The organism is Bacillus pumilus, from assembly GCF_900186955.1.
Classification (GTDB): domain Bacteria; phylum Bacillota; class Bacilli; order Bacillales; family Bacillaceae; genus Bacillus; species Bacillus pumilus.
In genome coordinates this window covers 1,491,193-1,506,111 of record NZ_LT906438.1, presented here as the reverse complement: position 1 = coordinate 1,506,111, position 14,919 = coordinate 1,491,193, and the positions used below count along the sequence as shown (strand labels likewise).

Here is a 14,919-nt window from a genome sequence, read left to right as displayed (position 1 = left end):
TTTCAGGTTCAAAAAAACCCTAAGCCTCGGCAGCTTAGGGTTCTCCAAAAGAAGCAGCGGCACGTTCGTGCATTCTGCTCATTTTAGAACCCTTGTCAGCCTCACTGGACTTCTTTTAAAAGGTTTTCTGTATTCGATTCATTTGACTCGTCATCACCCGCTTTTTGCTGCGGCAGGATCAGGTTTAACAGGACACCCGTGATGGCAGCAAGTGCCATTCCAGATAGTGTGAGGTTGATTTGTTTCACCTCAATGAATGCCCCGCCAATTCCGATGACTAAGATGACTGATGCGATAATGAGATTACGCTTTTCTTCAAAATTCACTTTATGATCAATCAGGATTCTCAGACCGCTTGAGGCAATGATTCCAAAGAGCAGGAATGAAACGCCTCCCATGACCGCGGACGGCACTGTACTGATTAATGCTGAAATTTTTCCGACAAAGCCGAAGCAGATTGCAAATACTGCTGCTCCGCCGATGACGAAGATACTGAACACTCTTGTGATGGCAAGGACGCCGATATTCTCTCCATACGTTGTTGTCGGCGGTCCGCCAATGAGTGAAGCGAAAATTGTCGCCGCACTGTCTCCTAAAATGGAGCGGTGAAGACCAGGTTTTTTAATGAAATCTTGCCCTACAACTTTACTTAACACCACTTGGTGGCCGATGTGCTCAGACATTGTCACAAAGGCAACCGGCACCATTACGGTGAGAATGCTTAAAGTCACAGCTGGTGTGTAGTCCACAAATGGTACAACGAAGTCTGGTACAGCAAACCATTTTGCATCAATGACCGGCTGGAAGTTCACAATGCCTTGTGATAAGGCAAAGAGATAGCCGCTGATAATGCCGATTAATACTGGGATCAAGCTAAGGAATCCTCTTAGGAAAATCATGCTGATAATCGTGACAGCCAGTGTGAAGCCGGCGACCATTAGGTGCTTCAGGCTGTAAACAAGCTCGGTTGCATTCGGATCAGCATACATCGCCATGTTGACAGCTGTTCCAGCGAGTCCGAGTCCGATGACCATAATGACCGGCCCTACGACGACCGGCGGTAGAAGTTTCATCAGCCAGCCTGTGCCGAGCCATTTAATAAATAGTGCAATGAGTGCATAAGCGACACCCGCCATGAAGGCACCCACCATGGCGGCTCCAGGGCCGCCTGTTGCTTTGACATTCAGTATGGGGGCGATAAAGGCAAAGGACGATCCAAGATACGCTGGAATTTGGCCTCTTGTGATGATTAAGTAAACTATGGTTCCAACACCACTTGAGATGAGCGCGACCGCTGGACTCATATCGATGATTTTTGGTACTAGAATGGTTGCACCAAACATGGCAAACAAATGCTGAAGGCTAAGTGACAGCCATGTGAACGGTTTTGGGATATCTCGAATGCCTAAATTGGCTTTTTGCTGACTCATGATTTTCCTCCTAGATGTGTCCTTTTTCATTAAAAAAGCCTCTTTGCGAGTATGCGCAAAGAGGCCTAGAAAAACCGTACACGTCATGTTTGCCGTGCTCGGTATCTCTGTTATTGCCCTCTTTGCAAACTCTCTGGAATGCATTTAAAAAGGTTATTTTTCATATATAGCGACAAGGTCGTTTTGATCTACTTCATTCAGTTGAACCATAACTGTCTCTGCTTTTGATGTCGGAATGTTCTTCCCGATATAATCCGCTCGAATCGGTAGCTCCCGGTGTCCCCGGTCGACGAGAACAGCAAGCTGAATGGAAGATGGTCTTCCTACATCCACAAGGGCATCCATGGCTGCTCTGACGGTTCTGCCTGTAAACAGGACATCGTCAACGACAATCAGTGTTTTGTCATTAATGTCAGCTGGAATGTCTGCACCCTTCACAAGCGGGTCTTGGTTCTCTGTCTTTTTTGTCAGGTCATCACGGTATAGCGTAATATCAAGTTCACCCACTATGACTGGATTTCCTTCAATTTGCTCGATGCGCTCTGCAAGGCGCTTTGCAAGATGAATACCTCTAGTCTTGATCCCCGCAAGGATGACATCTTTCATCCCTTTGTTGCGCTCAATCATTTCATGTGCAATTCGGGTAAGCGCTCGTCTGATCGCTTGTTCATCAAGAATGACTGCTTTTTGTTCCATCTTTTACACCTCTTTTTGACAAATAAAAAGCCCCTTCTGCAAAGGGCAGAGAGGGGCGTTCATTTGTGCATACACGTGCACAAATTGATCCGTTATCCTTCTCAGCCTCTCTGGACTGTTTTAAAGAATCTTCATTTCTTCGTTTATTATTTCAAAAAAAGAACGGCCTGTCAATCGTTATTTCTTAATGAATCGATAAAAGCTTGCATATCAGCAGGAATCGGTGCTGTGAACTCGATATATTCTCCTGTTCTAGGATGATCAAATCCTAAAACACCTGCATGCAGCAGCTGACCATTGAAATCGACTGTCTTTCTCGGTCCATATTTCGGATCTCCTGCAAGCGGATATCCGATATATTTCATATGAACACGAATCTGGTGTGTTCTTCCTGTCTCAAGTCGGCACTCCACCACCGTGAAATCCTGAAAGCGTTCAATCACATCAAAGTGAGTGACGGCTTGTTTTGCACTTTCTTTTGTGACCGTCATGCTTTGGCGGTCTTTTTTGTCTCTGCCAATTGGGGCATCAATTGTGCCTGTATCATGCTGGATAATACCATGGACAACGGCCGTATATTTTCTTGTGACAGTTTTAGCCACAAGCTGATTGACGAGTGATTCATGCGCCATATCGTTTTTTGCGACCATTAACAGCCCAGATGTGTCTTTATCAATACGATGGACAATTCCAGGACGCATCACACCATTAATCCCTGATAAGTCCGTGCAATGTGCCATCAGGCCATTTACAAGTGTTCCTGACACGTGACCTGGTGCTGGATGAACGACCATTCCTCGTGGTTTATTCACCACTAGCACATCTGCATCCTCATAATAAATATCAAGATCCATTGGTTCTGCTTCTACATCTAGTACTTCTGGTTCTGGAATCTCGACTTTAATCTGATCTCCAGCTTGTACTTTGTAATTGGCTTTCACTTGTTTCCCGTTTACTTCGATCAGCCCATCCTTTACCCACTGCTGGACCTGGGTTCTTGACCATTCTGGTTCTGTCGTGCTTAGAAATTTATCAAGCCGTTCACTCGTTTGTTCTTCTGAAACGGCAATATTTACTTGATTCATGTAGTTGACTCCTTCGTTTTCTTTCCATCTAAAAGCATTTGAATAAAGAGCAGAATAACTCCTACACATAGAGAAGAATCTGCAATATTAAAGATTGGGTAGTGATAATTCCCAAAGACGAAATGAGCAAAATCTACCACTTCCTGACGGAAAACGCGGTCGATAAAATTCCCAATCGCTCCGCCAAGCATTAAGGCCAGCGCAACTCCAAGCAGCTTGTCCTTTTGTCCATGCTTTTGCAAATAATAAACAATTCCTGCAATAACAACGAGTGTGATCACATAGAAAAACCACATTTGTCCTTGGAGAATTCCCCATGCGGCGCCTGAATTTCGGTGAGACGTGATATAAAAGAAACCATCAATCACTGGATAAGAATCTCCGGGCATCATATTTTTGACAATGAGCCATTTTGTTAATTGATCTAAACAAATCATCACGAATGCGATTATGTAATAGAACACACACGTTCCTCCATCTTCATACTTTGATCTTTATGCATTTTATCAAGAAAACAGGAAGGAGTAAAGAAACTTTAGTTGACAGACAAAAACCTCCCTACATATGGAAGGCTTCAAAATGAGAATCATCTGATTCATGAGGATAAGGAGTGAATGCTTTTTTCTCGTATTGCTTATGATATAAAAAGTCGTCAGCCGTGCGGGCGGTAGGAAGAATACTCATTTGTTCAAGCGGAATGACATCACCTGTCGCCTCACATATACCATAGGTTCCTTGCTCAATTTTTGCAATAGCGAGAGACACATCTTGCAGCTCTTCTTTGATGTGATAAAGAAGCGTGGCCGTTTGGACCTCGCTCATTGAGACATGCTCAGCGGGTGAACGAAATGATGCGTATTCAAACAGTTTAGCTTGCAGCTCTTCTTTCATTTGAAGGAGTTCCGTGTAAATCGTCTCTAGATCGCCATTCATGTCGCTATTTCAACTCCTGCCCTGTCGTGATAATCATATTGTTACCCCGCCTGATCACTTTAAAGCCATAAGATTTTTCCTTTCGTTCTAAACGCTGTCATTTCCGCAAAAAAGAAAACACCCCGCATATGGCGGGGCGCCAGTTGGTCATATCACACTGTTAATTCTGGTAATATTTTTCCACGATTTCAGCATTTTTAAGTGACAATGTTGGGTATTTCGGATTTGCACCAACATCTTTTGAAATAATACGAGAACGTTCGCATAGTTCTCCTTCTGCTTTTTGAACCAAAATTCTTCCTGAAGTGTATTCAGGTGCTGATGTGTCAGCATTTTGCTCATCTTCTACCGTTAATTCAGAGATGATAAAGAGCTGCTTCACATCTTCTTTAATGGATGCAAGAAGGTTTTTCACTTCTTCTGTCGCATAAAGGGTCACACTTGCTTCAAGAGAACGTCCGATGACTTTCTCGTTACGCGCAATTTCGAGCGCTTTTAGCACATCGTCACGCACTTCCATAAAGCGGTCAAACTTCGCTTCTGTCGCTTCCGCTTGAGAAACAGCCACACCTTCTGGCATATCTGTTAACTGAACACTTGGCTCTTCAACAAAGCTTAAGTGGCTCCATAATTCATCTGCTGTATGCGGAAGAATTGGTGCAGTCAGCTTCACTAATGCCATTAATGTTTCGTAGAAGACCGTCTGCATGCTGCGGCGGTCCGGATGGTCTGCATGCTCAATGTACACGACATCCTTTGCAAAATCGAGATAGAAAGAGCTTAACTCAATCGTACAGAAATTGTGAATCGCATGATACACGACAGCAAATTCGTAGTCGTCATATGCTTTTTTCACTTTATCAATCAATTTGTTTAATTTGATTAAGATATATTGATCCACTTCACGAAGCTCTTCTACAGGTACTGCATGGACTGCTGGCTCAAAGTCAAAGAGGTTACCATGCAGGAAGCGGAAGGTGTTACGGATTTTACGATAGACCTCCGCTACTTGTTTTAAGATATCATCAGACACCGGGTGATCGGCTTGATAGTTAACAGAAGATACCCAAAGTCTCAGAATCTCCGCCCCAAGTTGCTTCGCTACCTTCGTTGGGTCAATCGTATTGCCTAATGATTTACTCATCTTGCGTCCTTCTTTATCAAGCGTAAAGCCGTGGCTGAGAACACCTTTATAAGGTGCTTTTCCAGTGACAGCAACTGCTGTTGATAAGGAAGAGTTAAACCAGCCGCGATATTGGTCAGAGCCTTCAAGGTAAAGGTCTGCCGGACGAACAAGGTCATCTCTTTCTTCTAAAACAGCTTGGTGAGAAGAACCAGAATCAAACCATACATCCATGATGTCCTGCTCTTTTGTGAATTCTCCGTTCGGGCTGCCTGGATGTGTAAAGCCTTCTGGCAAGAGCTCTTTCGCTTCTTTTTCAAACCAAATATTCGAGCCATGTTCTCTAAATAATTGAGAGACGTGCTGTATTGTTTCATCTGTGATGATTGGCTCACCATTTTCGGCATAAAAGACCGGAATTGGAACGCCCCAAACACGCTGTCTTGAAATGCACCAGTCACCTCTGTCACGCACCATATTGAATAGGCGTGTCTCGCCCCATGCTGGCACCCATTTCGTTTCTTTAATATTGTCTAGTAGCGCTTCTCTAAAGTCTTTAATCGATGCAAACCACTGAGCGGTTGCACGATAAATCGTTGGTTTTTTCGTTCTCCAGTCATGCGGGTAAGAGTGCGTGATAAAGTCGAGCTTTTTCAGCGCGCCTTTTGCTTCAAGCTGTTCTGTGATGGCTTTATTGGCATCTTCGTAGAATAGTCCTTCAAAACCAGGCGCTTCTTCTGTCATGACACCTTTTTCGTCTACTGGACATAGTACGTCAAGACCGTACTTCATGCTGACAATAAAGTCATCTTCCCCGTGACCTGGTGCTGTATGAACACAGCCTGTACCTGCATCCGTTGTCACGTGGTCACCAAGCATCACAAGTGAATCTCTACCATAGATCGGATGCTCTGCAACGACGTTATCTAATTCTTTTCCTTTTAATGTTTTCACGACTTCATACTCTTCAAAGCCAAGCGTTTTTGCCACTTGTTCAACAAGCTCAGATGCGACAACATATCGCTCAGCACCTACTTGAAGAACGCTGTACTCTAGGTTTGGATGAACACAAATGCCAAGGTTTGCAGGAAGTGTCCAAGGTGTTGTTGTCCAGATGATGAATTGTTCGCCATTTTCAAGTACGCCTTTTCCATCTTTCACTTTAAATGAAACGTAAATGGATGGTGAACGTTTGTCTTTATATTCAATTTCCGCTTCAGCAAGAGCTGACTCACTTGAAGGAGACCAGTTAACAGGTTTTAGTCCTTTGTAAATATAGCCTCTCTTCGCCATTTCACCGAAGACAAGAATTTGTTGCGCTTCATACTCAGGCTTTAACGTGACATATGGATTGTCCCAGTCCGCTCTGACGCCTAATCGCTTAAATTGATTGCGCTGACCTTCGATTTGCTTCCAAGCATACTCCTCGCATAGTTTGCGGAATTCAGCTGTCGACATTTCTTTACGTTTGACTTTTTTATTTTTAGTGAGCGCTGTTTCAATTGGTAAGCCGTGTGTATCCCAGCCCGGTACGTACGGTGCATGGAATCCATTCATTGATTTAAAACGGACAATAAAATCTTTTAGGATTTTATTGAGTGCGTGCCCCATATGAATGTCACCATTCGCATATGGAGGTCCATCATGCAAAATAAAGGTCGGGCGTCCTTTTGTACGCTCTAAAACCATTTGATAGATGTCTTTTTCTGCCCACTCCTCTTGGATTTCAGGCTCTTTGTTCGGCAAGTTCCCTCTCATTGGGAATTCTGTTTTCGGCATTAATAAGGTGTCTTTGTAGTTCATACCCATTCCTCCATATGCAAATTCTGATTAAAAAACAATAAAAAAAGCCCTCTCATCCCATAAGGGACGAGAAGGCTTGTCTCGCGGTACCACCCTTTTAGACAAGCGCTATGACACAGCCGCTTATCCACTCTAAAATCGTAACGTGATCAGACGCCTTTTCTTACTGGTCATTTCAGAAAAGGAACTAAAGGGGTGATCTCATTGCAGCGTCTCGTAATGTCAGGCTTCCACCATCCCTGATTCGCTTTATTACGCATATGACAACTGCGAGTGTCCCTTTCAAACGTTTATCTCTTGTTAATTTATGATGGTATTATATGCAACTTGTACACGTCATGTCAAGATGATGCGCTTATTCTTTTTCGTCAAAGACAGCGTCAACTTCATATTCCAGTAAATGATCCCAATCGTCATTTTTTAGAAGATCAAGCTGAGCTTCGATGAGCATTTGGAAGCGAGTTCTAAAGACCTTCGACTGCTTCTTCAGCTCTTCGATTTCCATCGCAATCTTTCTTGATTTAGATAGCGCTTCGTTAATAATACGATCGGCATTTTTCTCCGCTTCACGAATGATCAATTTCGCTTCTTTATCAGAATGACGTTTGACGTCTTCTGCTGCTTCCTGCGCCACAAGAATTGATTTGTTTAATGTCTCTTCAATTGTTGCAAAATGACCTAATCTTTCGTCAAGCTCGTTTACTTTTTCTTCGAGTTCATTCTTTTTGCGAAGCACGATTTCGTAATCTTTACGTACTTGGCTTAAAAACTCGTTTACTTCATCTTCGTCATAGCCGCGAAAGCTTTTTGTGAACGTTTTATTATGAATATCATTAGGTGTTAATGGCAACCTCGCCACCTCCAGATTCAAGTTCGTTATGTCAGAAGCTCAAATGTTACTTTAAATTTATCTTTTTTGGTCTTCCCATCAATCGTTTTGAGGCTAAAGCGGCCAAATCCCCTAACAGAGAGCTGATCGCCTTCGCCGATTGTAAAGGAAGGGTCCTCAGTGACTTTCCAGTTAACTTTGACAAGCCCATTTTTGACCAAAAGCTGTGCTTTTTGCCGAGACTGACGGCTGATTGCAGCACATACCGCATCAAGCCGCAGTGAAGAAATCGTATCTTCTTTGATGTCAGTCTTGCTCTTAACCGGCTTTAAATCTGCCTGCGTGATTTCCTCTAATGAAACGGAGGCTCTACCGACATGCGTCAGCTGCGCCCGAACAAAATCGGCGACATCACTCGTACAAATAAACTGCACATCTTCCTCTGAAAATAACAAATCTCCAAATTTTTGACGCTTCAAGCCTGTCCCAATCAGTGAACCAAGGAGCTTCGGGTGTTCTAACGAAATAAACTTTTTCGCATAGTTCACCTGAAAATAAGACAGCTCAGCATCCTGAGTAGCCGGTTGTAAATATTCAGGATAAATAAGAGCTCTTTTACGCTCCGCTCCTTCATACCCGCCAAAAAACATGATCCCAAGCTCATCAGCATGCTGGATGACGGACTGGGTAATAAACTGCTCACGCGGATCAAGAAAGTCTGTCAATTTCAAACGATACTGGTCGAGTGCGATTTTTTTCCAGCCTAACACTTGGTCGACAAATGGCTGTTCGTCTTTTCTAAAATGCTGATAGATATCGCTCATTTTGTTCCTCTCTTATGTAAAAGAGCCTGGCAGTGCCAAGCCCGGCAGCCTGTTTACATGATTCCTGCAATCATTTGATAAAGACCTCTCAATCCATATTCTGAAGCAAAGCGAATCACAAGCAATGCCACAATCGGCGAGATGTCGATCATGCCGATTGGCGGAATAATTTTACGAAATGGTTCTAAATACGGTTCGCAAATATTTGTCAAAAAACGGCCAATTGCTGTTTCTCTTGCAGATGGCACCCATGACATAAAGATGTAAATAATAATCGCGAATGAGTAAATCGTTAATACCGTTCCTAAAATACTAAAAATGAAATTTAGAATCACTATGATTTACCACCTCTGAGGTTCTTCCTCTGTCAAAAGTTCTGATATTGTGCCAGATACATCTACATTATCAGGTGTACAGAGGAATATATTCGAGCCAATACGCTGGATATCTCCACCGATTGCATATACAGTGCCGCTTAAGAAGTCGATGATTCGCTTTGCTTGATCGTGCTGAATGCGCTGCAAATTGACGACGACTGCACGTCTGTTTTTAATATGGTCTGCAATCTCCTGCGCTTCTGCATAAACACGCGGCTCACTTAACACCACTTTAGAGGATTTCTGCACGCTTTGCAAGCTGACGACATTTTGTTTTCCTGTCTGCGGACGCTCTTGAAATGCCGCTTTGTCCTTTGTTCCTTTTTCTTCTTGGACTGGTTCTCTTTCTTCATCAATATATTCGTACTCATACTCTTCATCGTCGAGAGTGAAAAAGCTTTTAAACTTATTTTTTATGCTCATGTCACGCACCTCCTGTTTCATTTCCAACAAGTGAAGAGCCAATCCGAACGAATGTCGCACCTTCTTCAATTGCGATTTCAAAATCATTTGACATGCCCATCGATAAATGCTGACAAGGTGCATTTACTTGGTTAAGATGTTTTACTTCTTCTTGAAGGTTTTTTAATGTTTTAAAGCAGTTTCGTATCACAGTGTGATCGTCTGTAAATGGAGCCATCGTCATCAGTCCAGCAATTTCAATGTGTTTGAAATCAGCGAGCTGCTTGACAAATGGGATCACATCTTCATTTTGTAAGCCATGTTTTGACTCCTCCAGCGATGTGTTCACCTGTACAAAACAGCGAACCGTGTGATCCGCTCTTTTTTCAATTTCATTCGCAAGAGAGATCCTGTCGAGCGAATGTAAGTAGTCAATGCTCTGAATGACAGATTTTACTTTTCGTGTTTGTAAACTGCCGATGAAGTGCCAGCTAATGCTTTCATCGGTTATAGCCGCTTGCTTTTCAAGTAACCCTTGGTCACGATTTTCACCAAAATGCAAAATTCCTGCTTCTTTGGCTTCTTGTGCTCGTTCAATTGAGACATATTTTGTGACAGCGACGACTGATATATCGTCTGGGTTCCGGCCGGCTCTTTTACATGCTTCGTTTATTTGTTCATTTATTTGTCTGAGATTCTCTCGTACATTCAATTGCTCTTATGCCTCCTTAAACCCGACAAAAGACATCATACGTCCTGTTTTTCCTTGATCACGCCGGTGTGAGAAGAATAGCTGATCATTGCAGCTTGTGCACATCGAACTGACATGTATGTTTTCTTCTTTCATCCCTGCATGAAGCAATACGTTTTTGTTTAATGTTTTTAAGTCTAATTTATATTGTCCTTGTGATATCTCGGAATACACATCCTCTGTCAAAAAGGGAAGCTGTTTCACTTGATTCAAGACCACATCATCAACTATGTAGCAGCAGCTGTCAATGGATGGTCCAATGACGACTTGTATTTGATCGGTCTTAGCACCTTCTTGATTGACCCATAGATCTATCATTTTTGCACCAATTTGCTTGACGGTTCCTTTCCACCCGGCATGGGCTGTTCCGATGAGTCCATGTTGCGGAGCTAGAAAATAAAGCGGAACACAATCGGCGAAACAAAGAGCGAGCATGATGTTCGGTTCAGACGTATATAAGCCGTCTGTTCCAGGCAGTGCCTCATGATAATGAAGACTTCCTCTTCCTCTTTGCTCCTTGGTGACTTTCTTGATACGGTCCTCGTGTGTTTGGTCTGCAAACACCCAATCAGAGAGCGGCACAGCAGTAGCATCTGCTATGACTTGACGATTCAGTTGGACACTAGAAGCATCATCTCCTACATGGAGTCCAGTGTTCAATGATTGATATGGAGAAAGGCTGAAGCCGCCATTTTTTGTCGTAAATCCGGCCAATACCTCTTTACCAGAACATGTCATGTTCGTCCAATCATGAATCATCATTGCATAAGGTGATTTCTGCTGAAAGGGGTCATAATTGTGTGTCAAAGCTGCCCTCCCACCTTTCATTCATCTCTCTTTATATCGCTCCTATTTTACCACAAGACATGCGTAGACAGTTAGTGGGATTCATTAAATATTACACTCAAATGTGCCCTTTCTACAGGTTTTTTTGCAAATTGATATGAAAACGTAATCTTTTTACCCGAAAAAGACATTGTTTGCTGAGAATGGAGAGCTTATGTTAAGGATCATTAAATGATTCATTGAGGAGTTATACGAATTTTAAGAAGGCAATCGGACAAGTATCACATCTTCGCCAATTTTTACTATATTTCGCCACGGGACAATCATTTCCTCTTCTTTTCCGAAAAATCCCATCATTTTACCTGTACCGCCGATAATGATTGCTTGTATTTTACCACTCGTAACATTAATATCAATGTCCCCAATGGTGCCTAGTTTTTTTCCGCTGGACACATCGACAACATCCTTGATTTGGAATTCAGAAATACTGATCATCTGTCCTTCCCCGCCTTTCGTTTTCTACTATAATATGTATGATGGAAAAGCAGGGACGCAGACCAATAGTTTCTTTTATCTACAATTTACTTAAGTGAGGACGGCCATTTCTCCACATCACATCTACCGGACATTCAAAGAAGGAAGAAAGTAAGTCGCTTGTCATCATTTCTTTTGTTTTCCCTTGATCAAAAACAGTCCCATCTTTTAATAATAAGGTGTGCTGAAAAACAGGCAAAATCTCTTCTGCATGATGGGTCGTGTAAAGCAAAGTAGGCGCATCAGGCTTTGAAGCAATGAATGAGATGGTCTCTAGCACCTGTTCTCTTGCTAAAAAATCAAGACCTGTCACAGGCTCATCTAAAATCAGGAGCTTGGGATCATTCATTAAAGCCCTCGCAATCAGGACTTTCTGCTTTTCTCCTTGTGAGAGTGTTTCATATGTCCGGTTTGCATATTTGAACGAACCAAATGCTTTTAATAGATCAATGGCTTTCTCCCTTATCTCATCTGTCGGGGTTTCATAAAGCCCGATAGAGGCAAATGCCCCGCTGAGAACAATTTCAAATGCATTGTCGTCTCTGTGCAGTTTCTTTTCAAGTCCCGCAGAAATGAGGCCAATTTTCTTCCTGAGCTTTTCGCCGAGAGCCTCCTTGCCAAAGATATGTCCCAGCACGGTCATCTCACCTGATGTAGGGAAATAATATGAGCAGAGCATATTTAATAAAGCGGTTTTCCCCGCACCATTTAAACCGTAAAGCACCCAGTGCTCCTCTTTGTTCACATGCCAGTCAACAGACTGAAGCAGCCATTTTCCATTTCGTTTTAAAGAAACATTCTTCAATTCAAGTGACACCATCATTTCCCCCTGATTAAAAATTCCGAATAAACAAATAATGAATGTTTACAGCATATCGCAATTGCTCTTTCTGGTAAACCTCACATAAAAAAGCTGCTCCTTTTACGGAACAGCTTTTCTTCATAGCTACGAAATTTCAATTCGTACGCCTTCTTTTATATCAGGAAACGTGTGCGGGGATGCAAAGACAGCTCCCGGTAATACATCATCAAACGGTTCTTGGAAGTAGATCGAAATATGACCGAGTTCTTTAAAGTTGTCATTTGCTTTATTGCCGAGTGCTGTGATCGTGTACGTTTGATCGCCCACTTGAATGGTACCGCCCAGTTTCAACGGCTCTTCTTCTAAATGTTCGAACTCATGAATGACGGACATATCTCTTAATTCCTGCGGCGCTGCGGGTCCAAATAAAACAATCAGCTTATCTTCTTTAAATTGCGGGACTAAGATCCCGATTTCTTTTACGACAGATTGTGTGACCATGTATATCGATTCCTCCTTTAATACGTTTAATACATACCGAAGCTGGCAGCGTATGCGATCACAACAGATAGAACCCCTGTAATGAGACGGCTATACAAAACAGCTGGTACTCCATATTGTACCGTTTCCGGCTTCGCTTCACCAAGTGACAGACCCACTGGAATGAAATCACACCCTACTTGACCGTTGATGGCAAATAGTGCAGGAAGTGCAAATTGAGGCGGAATATTTCCTAGTGCAATTTGACTACCAATCAGAACACCGATCACTTGTGCAATGACTGCACCAGGTCCTAAGACAGGTGATAGGAATGGCAATGTACAGACCACAACGAGCAGTAAGAGTCCCCAAATAGATCCTGCCAGTGGTGATAGAAAATGGGCAATCAAGTCACCAATTTTTGTATAATTGATAATTCCAATTAACATACTGACAAATGCCATGAATGGAATAATGTTTTTCAAAAGCATATCAACGGAATCACGACCAGCCTGATAGAACGTACCGGTGACTTTCCCAATTCCTCTTGAGAACCTCATCAGGAAATTACCTTTTTCCTGACGCTCGAGATTTTCCTCTTTCAGTTTTGAATAGGTTTCTTTGAAATTCTCCTTGTCAATCGGCTCACTGTTTTCCTGACCTTCTACTTTTGCCTCACCACTTGATGCTTCCGCAAAGGAAATATCTTTTTCTGTAACGCCTGATACGAAGATATCCTCTGTAATATGTTTTGCAAGCGGTCCAGAAGGAGAGGATGCCAAAACGTCTACAGTTGGAATGCGCTTCATTGGATAAAGTCCGATTCGTGCGGTTCCTCCGCAATCAATGACAACACACATCATTTCATCTTCTGGTATCGAGTTTTTAAAGCCATCACATGCTTCTGTCCCTGTCATTTCTGCAATTTTACGTGCAACTGGGTGAATGCCTCCCCCTGTAATGGAAACAACCTTTCTTTTTTTACCGGTTGGTTCAAGCTCCAAGCCTTGTCCCCATCCTCCAGCACCTTTTGCAACAAATACTTTGTGGTTTGTCATGTCTAACCCTCCCCTATTGTGAATTCGCTTTCATTTTTCCTGCTAAGTACTTTGTAATCCATTCAGTAATAATACCGCGAAGTAAAATGACGACGATCCCGACTAAGAAGTACCGTACAGCAAGCTCTGACATTGAGTATCCTGCTTCTTTAATACCGTTCGCAATCCCTAAGTAGACAAACAGTTCTCCTGCGTTGGCATACGGAAACAGTGATGTCACCGGATGAACAAATGAAACAGCTGAATCATAGAATGCTGGTTTTTGTTTTTCGGGTAAGAAGCGGCCAAACGTATAAGCCATCGGGTTTGTCAAAATAAGAACGGATAAGATCGGCATTAACGTGTAGCGCAAAATGGTATATTTCGCAGCAAACTGAATCGCTCTATTCACTCGCTCTTCTCCAATAAACTTCATGACAGCATAAGTGAAAGTAAGTAACACAACAAGCGTTGGAACGATACCTGTAACAAGACCCATGAATTGCTTTCCGCCGGCTTCAAACATTCCGATAAAGTGCTCTCCAAACCATTGAATCCATTCCATGTTTCATCTCCCCTTTCTTTAGTTCACATTTGTTATATTTTTTTTCGAAATCGAGACAAGTGCCTGTTCAGCCGCCATGGAAAGTGCGTGCATGACAGCTGGCCCCTTTTTACGTTTTTTCAACGTCTGCTTCATCATATGGTGCTCGTCTAACACAGCCCCTACATGCTTTCCTTCATATGAAGGGACTTCTTTAAATTTAGATAAGATCGACACACCGCCAAGCACATGGCATTTTTGAATGATATACGATTCATCTACAATGATGAGCGCAATGGCTCCAGGGCCAACTTTGCGCCGCTCCATTCCTGAAAATAAGTGATAGCCCTGCTTCCCTCTGTAATCATCAATAAGTGAATCCATGCTCTTGCGGTAGTACTTGATTTGAATAAAAGATAACCCGTACTGCACAATGAGAATGATACAAAGTACGATCGCTAATTTTTCCACAGCTTCACGTCC

18 protein-coding genes and 1 other annotated feature are annotated in these 14,919 nt (G+C 42.7%); all 18 genes read right to left on the bottom strand.

Translation table 11 applies throughout. The features are described from left to right. Positions 1–101: 101 nt before the first annotated feature. The 18 genes from CKW02_RS07590 to CKW02_RS07505 all read right to left on the bottom strand — a co-directional run bounded on the left by CKW02_RS07590 (position 102) and on the right by CKW02_RS07505 (position 14,907). The gene (locus CKW02_RS07590; protein WP_003210791.1) at positions 102–1,430 is read right to left on the bottom strand and encodes a solute carrier family 23 protein; all 1,329 of its coding nucleotides are present in this window, start codon (positions 1,428–1,430) and stop codon (positions 102–104) included. 153 nt (positions 1,431–1,583) lie between these two features. Beyond that, the gene (pyrR, locus tag CKW02_RS07585; protein ID WP_003211705.1) at positions 1,584–2,126 is read right to left on the bottom strand and encodes a bifunctional pyr operon transcriptional regulator/uracil phosphoribosyltransferase PyrR; all 543 of its coding nucleotides are present in this window, start codon (positions 2,124–2,126) and stop codon (positions 1,584–1,586) included. Between the two features lie 170 nt (positions 2,127–2,296). Then, entirely contained in the window at positions 2,297–3,211 is a 915-nt protein-coding gene (locus CKW02_RS07580) for an RluA family pseudouridine synthase (RefSeq protein WP_003212422.1), read from the bottom strand. After that, positions 3,208–3,675, bottom strand: coding sequence for a signal peptidase II (gene lspA / locus CKW02_RS07575; RefSeq protein ID WP_003212011.1), 468 nt, complete (start codon positions 3,673–3,675; stop codon positions 3,208–3,210). The genes CKW02_RS07580 and lspA overlap by 4 nt, the downstream gene beginning before the upstream one ends. Positions 3,676–3,769: 94 nt before the next feature. Beyond that, positions 3,770–4,144, bottom strand: a complete 375-nt coding sequence (locus CKW02_RS07570; protein WP_003210858.1) for a TraR/DksA family transcriptional regulator — start codon at positions 4,142–4,144, stop codon at positions 3,770–3,772. A gap of 160 nt (positions 4,145–4,304) precedes the next feature. Further along, the gene (gene ileS / locus CKW02_RS07565; RefSeq protein ID WP_003211438.1) at positions 4,305–7,070 is read right to left on the bottom strand and encodes an isoleucine--tRNA ligase; all 2,766 of its coding nucleotides are present in this window, start codon (positions 7,068–7,070) and stop codon (positions 4,305–4,307) included. A gap of 59 nt (positions 7,071–7,129) precedes the next feature. Beyond that, positions 7,130–7,366: a binding site (T-box leader), on the bottom strand. Between the two features lie 59 nt (positions 7,367–7,425). Further along, entirely contained in the window at positions 7,426–7,920 is a 495-nt protein-coding gene (locus CKW02_RS07560; protein WP_003211323.1) for a DivIVA domain-containing protein, read from the bottom strand. A 26-nt stretch (positions 7,921–7,946) separates the two neighbouring features. Beyond that, positions 7,947–8,723, bottom strand: a complete 777-nt coding sequence (locus CKW02_RS07555; protein WP_003211216.1) for a YlmH family RNA-binding protein — start codon at positions 8,721–8,723, stop codon at positions 7,947–7,949. A 53-nt stretch (positions 8,724–8,776) separates the two neighbouring features. Next, positions 8,777–9,058, bottom strand: coding sequence for a YggT family protein (locus CKW02_RS07550; RefSeq protein ID WP_003211035.1), 282 nt, complete (start codon positions 9,056–9,058; stop codon positions 8,777–8,779). Positions 9,059–9,064: 6 nt separating this feature from the next. After that, positions 9,065–9,523 carry a cell division protein SepF gene (gene sepF, locus CKW02_RS07545; RefSeq protein ID WP_003212271.1) on the bottom strand — a complete coding sequence of 153 codons (459 nt, stop codon included), beginning with the start codon at positions 9,521–9,523 and terminating at the stop codon, positions 9,065–9,067. Position 9,524: 1 nt separating this feature from the next. Continuing rightward, positions 9,525–10,214: a YggS family pyridoxal phosphate-dependent enzyme gene (locus tag CKW02_RS07540; protein ID WP_003212023.1), complete on the bottom strand. Its 690-nt coding sequence runs from the start codon at positions 10,212–10,214 to the stop codon at positions 9,525–9,527. 6 nt (positions 10,215–10,220) lie between these two features. Next, on the bottom strand, positions 10,221–11,012 hold the full coding sequence (gene pgeF / locus CKW02_RS07535) for a peptidoglycan editing factor PgeF (RefSeq protein WP_050782664.1): 792 nt from the start codon (positions 11,010–11,012) through the stop codon (positions 10,221–10,223). Between the two features lie 285 nt (positions 11,013–11,297). Next, entirely contained in the window at positions 11,298–11,534 is a 237-nt protein-coding gene (locus CKW02_RS07530; protein WP_003212475.1) for a YlmC/YmxH family sporulation protein, read from the bottom strand. Positions 11,535–11,613: 79 nt separating this feature from the next. Then, positions 11,614–12,390: an ABC transporter ATP-binding protein gene (locus CKW02_RS07525; RefSeq protein ID WP_034620040.1), complete on the bottom strand. Its 777-nt coding sequence runs from the start codon at positions 12,388–12,390 to the stop codon at positions 11,614–11,616. Positions 12,391–12,519: 129 nt separating this feature from the next. Continuing rightward, entirely contained in the window at positions 12,520–12,876 is a 357-nt protein-coding gene (locus CKW02_RS07520; RefSeq protein ID WP_007499733.1) for a PTS glucitol/sorbitol transporter subunit IIA, read from the bottom strand. Positions 12,877–12,902: 26 nt separating this feature from the next. Then, complete coding sequence (srlE, locus tag CKW02_RS07515) at positions 12,903–13,913, bottom strand: PTS glucitol/sorbitol transporter subunit IIB (protein WP_003211391.1); 1,011 nt, start codon at positions 13,911–13,913, stop codon at positions 12,903–12,905. 13 nt (positions 13,914–13,926) lie between these two features. Further along, positions 13,927–14,457, bottom strand: coding sequence for a PTS glucitol/sorbitol transporter subunit IIC (srlA, locus tag CKW02_RS07510; protein ID WP_003210918.1), 531 nt, complete (start codon positions 14,455–14,457; stop codon positions 13,927–13,929). A gap of 18 nt (positions 14,458–14,475) precedes the next feature. Then, positions 14,476–14,907 (bottom strand): transcriptional regulator GutM, encoded by a 432-nt coding sequence (locus tag CKW02_RS07505; RefSeq protein ID WP_003212289.1) that lies wholly within the window; start codon positions 14,905–14,907, stop codon positions 14,476–14,478. Positions 14,908–14,919: the final 12 nt, after the last annotated feature.